9 protein-coding genes, 3 pseudogenes and 1 riboswitch are annotated in these 12,344 nt (G+C 60.3%); of the genes and pseudogenes, 9 read left to right on the top strand and 3 right to left on the bottom strand.

Annotated features, from left to right (window positions below):
* Positions 1-121: 121 nt before the first annotated feature.
* Positions 122-580 (top strand): hypothetical protein, encoded by a 459-nt coding sequence (locus SMD14_RS15705; protein WP_321214235.1) that lies wholly within the window; start codon positions 122-124, stop codon positions 578-580.
* A 184-nt stretch (positions 581-764) separates the two neighbouring features.
* On the opposite strand, the gene SMD14_RS15700 is transcribed toward SMD14_RS15705, so the two are convergent.
* Positions 765-2,426 carry a glycosyl hydrolase family 28-related protein gene (locus SMD14_RS15700; RefSeq protein ID WP_321214234.1) on the bottom strand — a complete coding sequence of 554 codons (1,662 nt, stop codon included), beginning with the start codon at positions 2,424-2,426 and terminating at the stop codon, positions 765-767.
* 896 nt (positions 2,427-3,322) lie between these two features.
* On the opposite strand from SMD14_RS15700, the pseudogene SMD14_RS15695 reads away from it, so the two are divergent.
* Together SMD14_RS15695 and SMD14_RS15690 are read left to right on the top strand one after the other, a co-directional pair.
* Positions 3,323-3,740, top strand: a pseudogene (locus SMD14_RS15695) (transposase); the annotation flags it as partial.
* A gap of 23 nt (positions 3,741-3,763) precedes the next feature.
* Positions 3,764-4,339, top strand: a pseudogene (locus SMD14_RS15690) (MinD/ParA family protein); the annotation flags it as partial.
* Positions 4,340-4,389: 50 nt separating this feature from the next.
* Here SMD14_RS15690 and SMD14_RS15685 read toward each other — a convergent pair.
* A pseudogene (locus SMD14_RS15685) lies at positions 4,390-4,656 on the bottom strand (Lrp/AsnC ligand binding domain-containing protein); the annotation flags it as partial.
* Between the two features lie 263 nt (positions 4,657-4,919).
* On the opposite strand from SMD14_RS15685, the gene SMD14_RS15680 reads away from it, so the two are divergent.
* The 3 genes from SMD14_RS15680 (at position 4,920) to SMD14_RS15670 (ending at position 8,288) form a co-directional block, all read left to right on the top strand.
* Entirely contained in the window at positions 4,920-6,095 is a 1,176-nt protein-coding gene (locus tag SMD14_RS15680; RefSeq protein ID WP_321214233.1) for an acyltransferase, read from the top strand.
* 493 nt (positions 6,096-6,588) lie between these two features.
* Complete coding sequence (locus SMD14_RS15675; protein WP_321214232.1) at positions 6,589-6,735, top strand: hypothetical protein; 147 nt, start codon at positions 6,589-6,591, stop codon at positions 6,733-6,735.
* A gap of 329 nt (positions 6,736-7,064) precedes the next feature.
* Positions 7,065-8,288, top strand: coding sequence for a MinD/ParA family protein (locus tag SMD14_RS15670; RefSeq protein WP_321214231.1), 1,224 nt, complete (start codon positions 7,065-7,067; stop codon positions 8,286-8,288).
* Between the two features lie 257 nt (positions 8,289-8,545).
* On the opposite strand, the gene SMD14_RS15665 is transcribed toward SMD14_RS15670, so the two are convergent.
* A complete protein-coding gene (locus tag SMD14_RS15665; protein ID WP_321214230.1) occupies positions 8,546-8,923 on the bottom strand; it encodes an Lrp/AsnC ligand binding domain-containing protein in 378 nt (125 codons plus the stop codon).
* 572 nt (positions 8,924-9,495) lie between these two features.
* A riboswitch (cyclic di-GMP riboswitch) is annotated at positions 9,496-9,570 on the top strand.
* Positions 9,571-9,592: 22 nt separating this feature from the next.
* Here SMD14_RS15665 and SMD14_RS15660 point away from each other — a divergent pair.
* From SMD14_RS15660 to SMD14_RS15650, 3 genes are all read left to right on the top strand, one after another.
* Positions 9,593-9,985 carry a hypothetical protein gene (locus SMD14_RS15660; RefSeq protein ID WP_321214229.1) on the top strand — a complete coding sequence of 131 codons (393 nt, stop codon included), beginning with the start codon at positions 9,593-9,595 and terminating at the stop codon, positions 9,983-9,985.
* 71 nt (positions 9,986-10,056) lie between these two features.
* Positions 10,057-11,646 carry a signal peptidase I gene (locus tag SMD14_RS15655; protein WP_321214228.1) on the top strand — a complete coding sequence of 530 codons (1,590 nt, stop codon included), beginning with the start codon at positions 10,057-10,059 and terminating at the stop codon, positions 11,644-11,646.
* Positions 11,647-11,867: 221 nt separating this feature from the next.
* Entirely contained in the window at positions 11,868-12,341 is a 474-nt protein-coding gene (locus SMD14_RS15650) for an ATP-binding protein (RefSeq protein ID WP_321214227.1), read from the top strand.
* Positions 12,342-12,344: the final 3 nt, after the last annotated feature.

Below are 12,344 nucleotides of genomic sequence, written 5' to 3'. Positions count from 1 at the left end.
GCTCGCAATATGCATGACGCTGCCTGTAACACATCCGTTCTCGTGGGTACGACTACTTGGCCCAGGCGTGCAATTGATCGTTTTGGCATTGCTCTAGGCACGTGGACTTACACTGTGGGGCATGGCAAACTTCGTGCACAGGCTTGTTACTGCTCAGCGCTTACCCATCGTTGGTCGTATGGCAAGGGAAGTCCTAGCTCTTTACGGAATCGAGTTCCCCAAAGAAGTTCAATTCGGTCAGCGATTAAATCTCGTCCACCGCGCATTTGGCGTAGTAATTAATCCAAAAACGAAGTTAGGAACAAATGTCACGATCTATCATGGTGTCACAATAGCGAGAGCTGACTCATGGGTTCCGCTCGGTAGTCGCCCTTTTCTTGGGGTCGAAATCGGCGATCATGCAGTGCTTTGCCCCGGCTCGAAGATATTGGCACCGACCGGGGAACTCCTACGAGTCGGAGCGGGAACGGTAATCGCAGCCAATTCAGTACTTACCCGTTCTACAGGTCAGTGGGAGGTCTGGGCTGGGAGCCCGGCAAGAAAAATCAGTGACCGGTTGGATAGGGCTGGTGTTGAATGAGCGTGCACCTATCGAGCATGCAATGCGAAAGACTCAAGTCGGGCTAGCCGTCAATTCGTCCCAGAATAGCGCTGCCCGTGAGGCTAGTTTGCGGCATGTGGGTGTTAAGCAAAACTATGGCTTTCGGTATCGTCTGGACGGGTACGTCATAATCAATCTCTGCCGCGAGTGAGAGGCGAGTTCTCTAGGTGATAGAGACGATTGACCAGTTGGTGGCACCAAGATCCATGCGAACAAGCGTAATTATTGCTCCTGTAGGAACTACGAGCGGAGACGCTTTATTTCCTAGGCTTATGTTGCCCCCTGACACAATTGAAAAGTCAGTCAGCCATGCCCGTAAGTACACGGGCTCACCCGGAGCATGTCGGCTTGTGATATTGGATATCGCTGGGCCCCCGCTGATTATCGCTGTGTTGCTGCCCTGGATATCGATTGTGCCAGCTATAGAGGGCGGTTGCTTCGTAAGGCCAGTTGTGCTCATCGGAGACTGGTTGGACCTGTTGCCCTTCAAGAAAAACGATCCTGATGAGCTGTCCGCAACAAGCGCCTTGTCGTAGGTGCCGGCGAACCTGTTGCCAATTGCTGTCACACAGGATGCGGCCCCGACCTTGATTGCGTATCCGTTTCCACGATCTGAGCCCGTGTCGGAGAAGTTGCAGCCTTCGACTATCCCCATTTCCACGCTTGTTTCAAAGACCACTCCACATCTCAAGTCCTCGAACCAACAATTGTTGAACTTCAACCCTGCTGCGCGCTCGATGCGTGCTCCTAGCGCATTAGCTTGAACGGTGCAATTGAAGAACTCAATGGAATACGGCGCGACATCGGAACTGAACAATCCAGCATCGTTGACTTCCCGCCTAGCTTCGATGGAAGTACCACCACCGACAATACCCTGTCCGTTTCCGTCAAACTGGCAGGCCGTGAAAACTACTTGTCCCACTTGTCCCGTCAGATAGAGGCAACGTGATGCAGCACCCGGTCCCGCGAAGACTTCAACACCCTCAAAGACTAAGAACTGATGCGGTTTCAGAAAGTCGGGGCCGCCGCCCCGCAGCCAGATCCCGTGACCGTCGAAACGGTCGATACGGACCCGTCTCAAGCCGCCGTACCACCATCCGCCTTGGTCGGGCGTCCCTCCATCACCGACGGCTTTAGCATAAACGGCGTGCTGGTCCGGGTTAGGTTTTATACCTGGCGAGAGTGCCAAGTCTTCTAAATAAAAGGACTGAACCATGCCTACGGGGAACAGCACCAGTGCTGGGGCGCCACTAACTTGGGCAACAACTGTTGTTCGATAGCGCCCTGCGCCCCGGACTGAGACATAGGGCCGAGCAGTCAGACTCGACACCGCGTATGTACCGCGGGGAAGAAATACTATACCGCCGCCAGCCATAGTATGAGCATCATTTATGGCACCTTGAATCGCGGTAGTGTCGTCAGATATACCATCCCCCTTTGCTCCGTAGTCTTTCACGTTGATTAGCAGTTCACCCTTTCCGACGGGCTTGGCGCCATTGTCTGGCTTCTCGGAATAAGCGGACGATAGATCTGGTATCTGACTTATTGGAAGTTTTGACGCAATATCCAGTGTCGCCACCCCCATGGCCGCACCCTTTTCGGCTATAGGTACATAGTTCATCGGTTGAGTTTTATCGCCAGGAGCTGCGTTCCCGATACCGGATCCCATCGTGCTAATAGCGGCTGCACCCGAGATGGCGGTCATTAAGGTTCCAATTCGAAGCAATATCCGCCGCTTCAAATTCGCATCAAGTTCTGGCTTCCCTGAATTTATTGAATCTTTAATATTCATCGATGCTCCGTTTGGTATGGATTTCTCATGCATGCCTATCCAGTCGGAAGAATGCGGTGTTGCATTTTCCGCCTAGCCGGAGACTGTGCTGGATGAGAGTACGTTTGCCAGGTATCACCGAAGCGATCGTTTGGCTGTCCGCGACAAAGCGCAATATCCTGCCTGCAAACTACGTTCAAAATGAACCTGACGCCAGTGTGGTCGGTACGTCTATTTGCTTCGGGCGAACACTTGGATGCCTTGGCGAGTACCTGGAATTCGCCAACTTAGGACGGATCTGATCGCCGTTGCTTTGTAGTTGCTGATTAATTGAGCTGCGCTTGAGCGCATCTTGAGAAATGGAATTCGCACTATAATGGAGCGCCGTAATATATGCGGCAAAGCACTGTGTTGAAGATTCCTTACACGAACGGTTGAAACTGTCGGGGCGAAAGTCGGCGCCTTACGTGCGCGTTCCTTCTTGAATCGGAGGTTTGTGGGTCTATGAGGTATGGTCCGCCAGAGGTCTGCCGTCTCTGAACTGGGGGCTAGTTGTATCGGCTGGCAGACGGTGTGCCCGCCTCGGGCGCCTGCACTCGCCAGGAGTAGCCGGAATCGGTCTCTGACCCTGCCATAGCCCGATACGTTGGTCGGTCGCCGTTATTCTGCTGCTTGAGCGCTAATCCCCTTGTGTCCAGAGGGTCACTGCTGAAGCTGCCCTCCCGTTCACCTATAGGCCGGTTTCGTCGCAATCAGCTGAACTTGATCGAATTTCGAAGATCTGTTTTGTTGCATGGCTCAATGCGTGGATACTGGTGCACAATTTCCGGGCGATAGTCACGGCGGGATGTGCGGTTTCGCTTATTTTCCTAAATTGCACTCAGTGTTTTGGCGGTGGGAACGCTTGTTGTGGTTTTGATGGCTCTCCGCCGCTAGGGCGTTTCTCCTAAATCCGGGGGCGTCCGTTCCGGAGCGATGGCAAAGTCGTTGAAGGCATCATTTACCGGTACTGGTTTGGGATTGCCTGGCGGAACCTTCCCGCGGAGTTTGGTCCGTGGCACACGGTTTGGAATCGGCACCGCCTATACGCGTCCGACGGAACGTGGGACGGGGTCCACGGACAACTTCTGGCCAAAGCGGACGGCGCCGGAGTGATCGACTGAACGGTTTCTGTGGACTCGACCATCAATCGAGCTCACCAGCACTGGACGAACCTTGACCGCGCCACAGGGGCGACTCCCGAATTACAAGAAACTTTTTGCTGAACCTCTGGATAACGCCATCGGCCGCTCCCGCTGCGGGCTGAGCACCAAGATCCACCACGCCTGCGACGGCAAAGGCCGACCGTTGGCAATTATTCTTGGCCCCGTGGGGAGGACACTGACCAGTAGTCCAGCCTCCGGACCATCACGGATCTCCTGAAGAACATAAAGTCCGTCGATGCGCTGACAGCCTTGGCCCGTTACATGCACGACGCCGGCCGCCTGCGCCTGATCGCGGGGGAGCAGGACCCGGGGTCTCGGACTCCTTGACGGCCGAGGAGTACCTGCGGATCCGCTAGCTCGTCTCCAGTTACTACTCTGTGGCGCTTACGGACAGCGGTACCGGAGTGACCCACAACGCGATGAGCGGCATCCTGCAGTTCGCGGACAATCTAGTCATCGCTGCCGGCTACGCGGAGAGCGGCGGCAAGCGGGCCCGCAGCACGCTGCAATGGATGGCCAGCCACAGTACGAGGATCTGGCCCTGAATGCCATCGTGGTGATCACCGGCAAAGAAGAGGTGTCCTCGCGTGTAGACAAGGATGCCATCGAGGAACACCTTGCGGGGATCTGCCGTGAACTGATCGCCGTGCCAAATGACCGCGGCGTGGCCGATGGTGACTTGGTCACAGTGGACGCCTAAAGCCGGAGACCCGGCGCGCCTACAAGGAAATCGCCGCGGCGCTTGTCGACGGGTACCGGTAGTTCAAACACCCGTAGTCACCCGGAAGCCCGGCGCATCCGCTGGTGCCTCCCCGCGTATCCACATCCTCGAACACCAGGAAGGTCTGCATATCCAGGACCCCGGCATGGATTGTAGCTGGTCGAAGATGACTCGGCGCAGGTCGATGTTGTCCATGGCCAGACCAGGTGCATCACGTCGAAGTCGTCGCACACTAGGACGATGGGGTGCACCTTGGGGATGGCACCCAGCTCGTCGCGCAGCTTCCGCCTGGCGTCCTGCTTCAGCCTCACGGTCACGTATGGGCGGAGGACTTCAACCCGGCCTTGAATGGGTCGACCCGGTCGTTACCCGGACGGCATCCCGTCCTTTGGGATATCAACGTTCTCCTCCATTTGGGTTAGGGGCCATTTGCCTGTCCCGCAAATGCTCCGTAGCCCATGGGGCGCTCCGACGGAACCCGGCTATCCGGGCAGTCGACTAGTCGGGCATTTTCAGAAAGTGAATACACGAGGCCGGGCATCCATGGTCATGGAACGTTACCGGTCTTATCGGCCCGATAGTATTACCCCCGACTTTGCTTATTTGGAGAATTGGGGGAGCATGACCATCGAGACCACGCGCTCATCGCGCCGAAGGAACGCAACTTCGAGATTCGACGCGCTTGATGGAATCCGTTCCCTTGCTGTGTTCGCGGTTTTCACATACCACGCTGTTCCCTCTCTTATGCGGGGTGGCGGCGCGGGTGTAGACATCTTCTTCACCTTGAGCGGCTTTGTCATCACGTTGCTCCTGCTCAATGAACGTCTGAAGCACGGCTCGGTAAGGCTGGGAGCCTTTTACCTTCGCCGAATGGCAAGGCTGTGGCCGGCGCTGCTTCTTGTGTGTCTCGCGGTGGCGTCTCTGTCCCTTCTCCTTCCGTCCAGTTCGTGGAGGGACGAACAAGGAAACGCGCTGCTTTCCTCACTTCACATCATGAACTTTGCCAGAGGAGGGTGGTTTGCTCCGAGCATCTCCGGCGGCGCGATGGGACACACTTGGTCACTGGCAGTAGAAGAGCATTTCTACCTTGTTTGGCCTCTCCTGTTGATAGTCGGATTTAGGTTCCTGGCACTGCGTGGACTGTTGGTAGTCACTCTCTGCCTGTCCGCCGCAGCGGTTGCCGTACGCCTTGTGCTTCAGCTCCAAGGCGCCGGCTGGGAACGCGTGTACAACGGTCCTGATACCCGAGCTGACCAGTTGCTCATCGGTTGTGCACTTGCTGTCGTATTCAAGATGAGTGAGGTGAATCCCGAGCTTGCACGCAGGTTAAAGGTCACGGGGCGGGTGGCAGGAGTTGCCGCCGCACTGGCTCTGGTTGGCCTTTGTGTCGCCGTGACTTATCCCCGCGGGGAGGGGGCCTGGGATGTCGCTTACAGATCCTTTGCTCCTGCCGTGATCGCACTGGCAACAGCCGTGGTCATTGCGGCAGTTGTAAGCCAGCCGAAGCATACCCTTACGCGCCTGCTTGACGCTCCGGCGCTTTCGCGGCCGGGGCGTCGTCTCTCTTACGGCGTCTACCTCTGGCACTATCCGGTCCTTTTCGCGCTGACGCCTGTCATTACCGGTGAATCCTCTGGTCTTATACGCTTCGCCGCTGCCCTAGTCATAACTGTTGCACTGGCTTGGCTCTCAGCACGATTCATCGAAGAGCCAATCCGCAGGATTGCACTTGCGGCCACCAGGCGCAGTCCGGCCCGGAGTACCCCGCCGAGGATTCCCCAGGCCGGTCTTAGGTAGCCGCTGCCGAGAGGCATCATTTCGGCAGGTCTCTACATGGGGGAAATCAATGCCAATCGCCACCTAGCGTAAGCCTGCGCAAAATAAGTCCAAGCCGAATAGCTCGCTGCGTCCCGACATACAGGGGCTTCGTAGGCTTCGTACGTTCGGTGTGGTTGCAGCAATGATCCTGGATCACCTGCTCGGCTGGCCAACTGGTGGCTTCGTGGGCGTAGACATCTTCTGCGTGATCTCTGGGTTCCTCATTTACAGCTCTCCGGTTTGGGGCCGTAATCTTCGCGCGGCAGGCTCAGCAGAAACCGCAGGAACTGAGGCTAAGACAATCTTCATACGTTCTACTGGCCATCCTGATCGCGGCTGCTGCGGCGGTGCTGATAGCAGTGGGTCGCTGATTGCCAGCGATCCTGTCCGTTGTTGACATGACTTGTCAATCTGTACTGCCATGTGGTTATGTCGTGGTCAATGGGGACCACCGTGACCAATGGAGGCTGTTGTGGCTATATACGAGTACGCCCTTGCGCTCTGCGCGCTGCTGGGCACCCTGCTGGTTCCATTCTTCGTCCTTTATCAAATGCTGCGGTTCAAGCGCCGCGCCGTTAGGCTCACCGCTCCTGCCGCATCCCGAGGTGACCGCAGCTAGCCATGCCCTACGTTGACATCAACCCCCATAAAGGCCGCCCCAAGTGGCAAGGCTACGCCGTGTTGGCCGTCCTCCTGATCCTCACCGCCGCAGTGGCGGGCGCCGCCCTGGTTCGCGTCTGAGCCGGCATATCCGTTCAAACCCCTAGACTTACTGTTTGAACCAGTGCCGCAGAATCTTATGCCGAACGTCCTGGGGGGACAGGCATGCCCGATCCGGCGGATCAGAACGCACGGGCCCATGCAGAGGATGCAGGGCAGCCGCCGCTGCGACGACGCCGCGACCTTCGTCGCGTCGATGGCGGGCCGGCGGATGTCCGGACAGGAACCATGCCAGCCGTACCGCCCGCCCCTTCCAGCAAGCCTGACGCCGGAGAGTCACTGACGCACCGGACTTCCTGGGCGGAGGCAGCCGCGGCCGCCGATGCCGCGCAGCCAGCCTCTGCTGTCCCGCCTCCCACCCGGCCACCTGCAGCCGCCCTGACGGCCGCGCAGGACACCCTCTCCTCCGTCGCCGGTGCGCCTGCTGGGGAAGCCCTCCCACCGCCGTCGGCCGTCCCTGCTGAAACACCCGCGTTCCGCCGCGTCCGGCCTACTGTTGCAGACAGCATTGCTGAGAGCCCTATGCCGGACTTCATCAGCTCGCCGGGGCTGTTCGTAAAGGAGCAGAAGCCGCGGCCCGTGGGCGGCATCCGGGGTGCCATCTACAGCATGACCGGCGGCGCCTGGAACCTGGGCCCCAGTGCCAGGCAGCGCCAGGAGGACGAACTGGGCCGGCGCATCTGGCGACAGTTGCAGGGCAGCTACAACACCGCGATCCTGAGCCTCAAAGGCGGCATCGGCAAGACCTCCACCACCGTGGGCGTGGGCCTGACGCTGGCCGAATACCGCGGGGACGCCCCCTGCGCCATCGATGCGAACCCGGACTCCGGAGACCTGGTGGAACGCGCGCTGGGCGAGGGCATTTACCAGCAGTCCAGCCCGCGCACCATTACAGACCTCCTGAAAAACATCGACTCCATCGACTCGCTGACAGCCCTGGCCCGGTACATGCACCACGCCGGCCGGCTGCACCTGATCGCGGGGGAGCAGGACCCGGAGGTCTCGGATTCACTCACGGCGGCTGAGTACCTGCGGATCCGCAAACTCATTTCCAGCTACTACTCCGTGGCGCTGACCGACTGCGGCACGGGCGTGACGCACAACGCCATGAGCGGGATCCTGCAGTCAGCGGACAACCTGGTGATCGCCGCAGGCTATGCAGTGAGCGGTGCCAAACGTGCCCGCAGCACCCTGCACTGGCTGGCCAGCCACGGCTACGAGGAGCTGGCCCGGAACGCCATCGTGGTGATCACGGACAAGGACGAAGTCTCCCCCCGCGTGGACAAGGACGCCATCGAGGAACACCTCGCCGGGATCTGCCGCGAGCTCATTGCCGTCCCGCACGACCGCGGCGTGGCCGACGGTGACCTCGTCACCCTGGATGTGCTCAAACCTGAGACCCGGCGTGCCTACAAAGAGATCGCCGCTGCAATCGTGGACGGGTACCAGTAGGGGCTGTTGCCCCTGAGTAGTGACGTCGTCCCAGTCCTTCCTGTCGTGCCCAAATCTTGACCAAACCCTCGCCGTGCCTGCGGCCAATGCTGAGCTTCCGGGCGTAGCTTGGGCGCATCGGGGCAGGACAAGCAGGGGAGGGGCAACGGAAATGACGATCACTGAATACGCCGTAGCGCTGGGCGGCATGCTGGCATCACTCGCGGGCATGGGGCTCCTCGCCGCAGGACTCATCAAGGCAAAAGCCCGCCACTGACCTACCGGGTATCCAGATCCCCAAACACCAAGAGCGTCTGGGTGTTCAGCACCCCGGGCATGGACTGCAGCTGATCGAAGATGACCCGCCGCAGGTCGATGTTGTCCACCGCGCGGACCAGGAGGATCACGTCGAAGTCGCCGCCCACCAGGGCCACGTGGTGCACCTCGGGGATCACGGCGAGCTGGTCGCGCAGCTCGCGCCAGGCGTCCTGCTTCAGCTTCAGGGTCACGTAGGCGGATGAGCGGAGGCCAGCCTTGATCGGGTCCACCAGCGCCGTGAACTTGGACAGCACCCCTTCGCTGGCGAGCCTGCCAATCCGTGTATACGCGGGCGCGCGGGAGATGTGGACGTTCTCCGCCACCTGGGTGACGGACATCCGGCCATCCCGGGTCAGCTCGGCAATGATCCTGCGGTCGATCTCGTCCAGCGGACGGGTTCGGTGCCGGCATCCTGGCTGCCACTTGCTCCACGGCCCCTGCCAGTAATCCGGCTCACACTTACAATTCGTCGTCCAGTGTAGGCAGAATCGGGCAGGATCGTTGCCGTTCAGGGGATGACTTGCGGCTATTGGCATCCTGCAGCTGCGATGCGGTGCGGATCGTGCTGGGCGCCCGGCGCACCGCGGAGCTGGACCTGTCAACCATTTCCCCGCCGATCACCACCTTGGATGGGACTGTTCAGTCGACTGGCCGCAGCCTGCGTTCCTAATCCGGGCTATCGACGTCGTCCGCTGTGCACGTGGAAAACACGTTGACCTGCCTTAGGTCAACTTGCTTAGCGCAGGTTTTCCGCCTGAAACGCAGATTTTCCGCGATAACTCCAATGAATGGATAGAAGGGCCCAAGGGTTCCCGCAAGACCGTCCGAGGAACCGGGATGATGGCTTTTTCGCTTGCTACCTTCGTTTTATCGGTGCAAACAAACCGCAAAGTTCTTCTTCACAACGGTTCACTGATAAAGGCAAACCCGGCGGAAGCCGGGGACGCAAAGCCACGGGACCAGTCAGGTCAGCCGGGCCACCCCTAAACCGAAAGAGAAACATCACCATGCGCAAATCCGCCAAGATCATCACCGCCCTGTCCGTCGCCGGTCTCGCCGTAGCTGCCGGTTCCGCCTTCACTGGCGGCGGTCTTACCAACACTGCCGGTTCGAGCACGTTTGTGGGTGGTTCCGTTACGCAGACCATCAGCGGCGCAACCCTGTCGGGAATCTCCTATGCCTATGTGGACTCCTCCAATACCTCAGTCTCGAACGTCACGCTGACCTTCGCAGACGACGCAGCAACATATGGAAAGACAGTGTCTGCCCTTCTGAGCGGCGGTACGGGAACGAACCTCGCCTGCACAGGGACCTTGAGCGCAACCGTCCACGACATCATTTGTTCTTCTGACGCAACCGGCTACTCGAACGCTACGAGCCTCGCCGTCACAGTCAGCTAGTAGCACCGCCAGGAACGGCCCGTCCGGTTGGGGGCGGGCCGTTCCTTCAGCTCTCAATGGATGGGTGATTCATGACTAACCGGCTGGCCCGCACTCTGTCGGCGGTACTCCTCACACTGGTTGCTGGACTGCTTGGCTTGGCCGCGCTGTCCTTCGGCGCCGGCCAGTTGGCGGTTGTGGTCACCGAGGGCGTCAGCATGCAGCCCGTTTACCATGAAGGCGACCTCGTCGTCATCGCCAAAGCCCAGTCATACTCCAAGGGCGACATCGCCGCATACAAGCTCACCAACGGTTACGACGTGGCTCTCCACAGAATCATCGGCGGGGATCCCCAGCATTTCGTCCTTCAAGGCGACAACAACGCATCTGTCGACCCCACGCAACCAGGTGCCGCAGACCTCGTGGGTCGCGCTGTCCTCCACATTCCTCAGGCCGGGACCTGGCTGAGGATTCTGACCAGCCCCCCAGTTCTCGGAACCATCGCCTTCGCCTTGGTCGCCGGAGGCGGCACGGCCGCCACCACCCGGAAGTTACGCAGAAAGAGGAGAAGCACCGTGTCCCGCCACATCAGCGACCGCCCCGCCACACGCCACTCGGCAGCAGGCCTTTCGGCCGGCAGCCTTCCCCCATCACTGCGGATCCCCGCAGCCGTTGTGGGCCTCCTCGGGATCATGGGCGCGGCGCTGGGTGCCGCAGCCTGGGCCGGACCCCTCGACGTGCCCTCGTCCGCCGAGATCAAGAGCGGCACCAGCATGACGTTCGCCTACACCGCCGACGTCGGCCGGACCGCCGCCTACGACGACACCACCGCCACCTCCCCGGACCCGATCTTCCGCAAACTCGCCAACCGGGTTGATGTCAGCTTCGCCTACAAGGGCGACCCTGGAACCGTGGCCGTTACTGCGGAACTGACCAGCCCCAGCGGCTGGCACTCAACGGTGCCGCTGTCCGGCCCGGAGTCATTCACCGGCAACACCTATGAAGGCACGGTCACCCTGGACCTCAACGCCCTCGAAGACAAAGCCGAGGCGGCCGCGGCGGTCACCGGGGTGAGCGCCGCCCCTGTATCAATCGCCCTCACGCCGCGGGTGACCACGGAATCGGGCGCAGAGTTCAAGCCCAACCTTCCGCTGACCCTGACGCCGCTCCAGCTCTCCCTTGTTGGCGGCGAGCAGGCCCTCACCGTCACGGACAGCGCCACCAGCCAGCAGACCGTCCTGGCGCCCAGGACCATTGGATTCAATGGCTGGAACATCACCGCTGCCACCGCCCGCGTCGTGTCCGCCCTGCTGCTGTTCGCGGTCATCGTGGCCGGGGCTGTGCTGTTGGCACTGGCACGCCGCACTGCGCCGCTGGATGAAGCCGCGGGCATTCGGCGCCGTTACTCATCACTCCTGGTCCGTGTGCATCCGATGACTGCGCCCCAGGGGCGGCCGGTCATCGACGTGACCGGTTTCGCAACGCTCGCAAAGCTGGCCGAACGCTACGGACTCCTGGTCCTGCACTGGAACCGCAGCGGCGTGGAAACCTTCATTGTGCAGGACGAAAGCACCACCTACCGCTACCGCACGGGGGGAGGCCGGTCTCCCGCCGTCGACCCTGCTCCGGCAGGGGATGAGACCTTCTTCGCGGACGCCGCCAATCCGGAGCGGAGCGCTTAGCCACATGCGCTGCGGGGCGTGTCCAAAAGTTTGGGGCGCCCATCATAAGGTGCGGGGGAAACCCACTCGTACCTTGCAAAAGACTGCCGGATTCCTCTGCTCGGGCTGGGGTTAACTGCCGGAATCCTTGAGTCCCGGGGTGCATCCTTACCTGTATGGAGGGTCCGGCCGGACCGGAATGCAAACTAAAACGAGCAGGCATGCGAGGGAGCAGGGAAATCATGAGCCAGGCATCAGTACTGGAAAAGGACAGCGCCGGCGGCACCGTCACCGACGACCTCATGCATGAATTCCGCACCTGGGGTCTCGCGGGATGCATCTACGGGCTGGCCATGCCGCTGCGGCAGCAGGGCGTTCGTGTGCATCTGGAAACTCCGCACCACGGCCTCGAGATTTCGGCGGCCTGCGCTATCCTGCTCTACCGCGCCGGGCAGGAAATCCTCACCAATGCGTTCAGGCACTCCAATGCAACCGAAATGACCGTCCGGCTCGAGGCCGTCTACCACGGCATCCGCCTGACCATCTCTGACGACGGCATTGGCTTCAGCCCGGAAAGCCAGGCCGAAGCCTCCCGGAACCACCGATACGGGGTGTGCTTGATGACGATGGCCGTCAACGAAGCCCACGGCTTCGTGAGCGTTGACTCTGCTCCGGGCAGGGGAACCAAGGTCGCCGTCACCATTCCCCTGGATTAGATT

Origin of the sequence: Pseudarthrobacter oxydans, assembly GCF_034258515.1 — a bacterium.
Lineage (GTDB): Bacteria > Actinomycetota > Actinomycetes > Actinomycetales > Micrococcaceae > Arthrobacter.
The sequence above is the reverse complement of the archived record's forward strand: the minus strand, read 5'-3'. Positions and strand labels throughout refer to the sequence as shown.